We start from the raw sequence: 1,692 nt of genomic DNA on the forward strand, positions 1-1,692 counted from the left end.
GGCCGGTGCTCTCTACGCCCGGCTCGACGCCGATGATCGTCGGCGATTCCGTGCGGCGTTCGAGCGCGTCGTGGATGAGCGCGCTGCGCACGGCGCGCTCCCGCTCGAGCATCGTGCAGCCGTGGCTGTGAGCACATTTTCCTGAGGGCCCTCCGCCCACCCGCGATGCGACGGCCGTCCCCGTAGAATCGAAGGGCTATGGCTACCCCTCACCCCCTCACCACGACTGTCAGTGGTGCCGACGTCCGCGTCCGCTTCTGCCCCTCGCCGACCGGACTGCCGCATGTCGGCATGGTCCGCACGGCTCTCTACAACTGGGCGTACGCCCGTCACAACGGCGGGAAGATGGTGTTCCGCATCGAGGACACCGACGCCGCCCGTGACAGCGAGGAGAGCTTCCGCCAGCTGGTCGATGCTCTGACCTGGCTCAAGATCGACTGGGATGAGGGCGTCGAGGTCGGCGGACCGCACGCTCCGTACCGGCAGTCCGAGCGTCATGACATCTATCGCGAGGTGATCGACAAGCTCATCGCCACGGGCGCCCTCTACGAGAGCTTCTCCACGGCCGAGGAGATCGACGCGCGCAACGAGGCCGCAGGCCGTGCCAAGCAGCTCGGCTACGACAACTTCGACCGCGATCTCACCGACGAGCAGAAGGAGGCGTTCCGCGCCGAGGGTCGCCAGCCTGCGCTGCGCCTGCGGGTACCGGACGAGGACGTCACCTACGTCGACCTGATCCGCGGCGAGGTCACCTTCCCCGCCGGCTCGTTCCCCGACTTCGTGGTCGTGCGTCCGAACGGCGTGCCGCTGTACACCTTCGTGAACCCGGTCGACGACGCCCTGATGGGTATCACCCACGTGCTGCGTGGCGAGGACCTCATGCCCTCGACCGCACGCCAGCTCTCTCTGTACGCCGCGCTCATCGACGCGGGCGTCACGACGTTCGTGCCGCGCTTCGCGCACATGCCCCTGGTGTTGGGAGAGACCGGCAACAAGAAGCTCTCCAAGCGCGACCCGCAGGCCGACCTGTTCCTGCACCGGGACCGCGGCTTCATTCCCGAGGGGCTGCTCAACTACCTCGCGCTGCTCGGCTGGTCGATCGGTCCCGACCGCGACGTGTTCTCGCTCGACGAGTTCACGGCCGCGTTCGACATCGTCAACGTCAACCCGAACCCGGCCCGTTTCGACCAGAAGAAGGCCGAGTCGATCAACGGCGACCACATCCGGATGCTGGGGGAGAAGGACTTCGCCGAGCGCACGATCCCGTATCTCGCCGCGGCCGGTCTGTTCGACGAGCCCACGCACGAGCAGCTGGTGACGGCCTTCCGCGTCGCACCTCTCGTGCAGGAGCGCGTGCAGCTGCTGGGCGAGGTCCCCGGCATGGTGGGCTTCCTGTTCGCCGACGAGGTCACGTACGCCGAGGATGCGCTCAAGGGGCTGCCGGCGAACGCCGCCGAGGTGCTCGATGCCTGCGTCGTCGCGCTCGAGCCGCTGGAGGAGTTCACGCCGGAGAAGATCCAGGAGGCCCTGGCCGCGGAGCTGGTCGAGAAGCTCGAGCTCAAGCCCTCGACGGAGCCGAGGAGTGCACGGTGGATCATGACCGGCCGGTGCTTCTGGCCGTCGGGACCGGTGTACTCCAGTTCGAACCGGTCCGGCTGGTTGAAGTCGAGCTGGATGGTGGACATCTGCCAG

Annotated in this window: 1 protein-coding gene; it reads left to right on the forward strand. The window is 67.7% G+C overall.

The window, feature by feature from the left end; translation table 11 throughout:
* Positions 1-198: 198 nt before the first annotated feature.
* A partial coding sequence (gltX, locus tag KZA10_RS14280; RefSeq protein WP_256934888.1) for a glutamate--tRNA ligase occupies positions 199-1,692 on the forward strand: 1,494 nt, incomplete at its 3' end.

It is taken from the genome of Microbacterium sp. BF1, assembly GCF_019279095.1.
Lineage (GTDB): Bacteria > Actinomycetota > Actinomycetes > Actinomycetales > Microbacteriaceae > Microbacterium > Microbacterium maritypicum.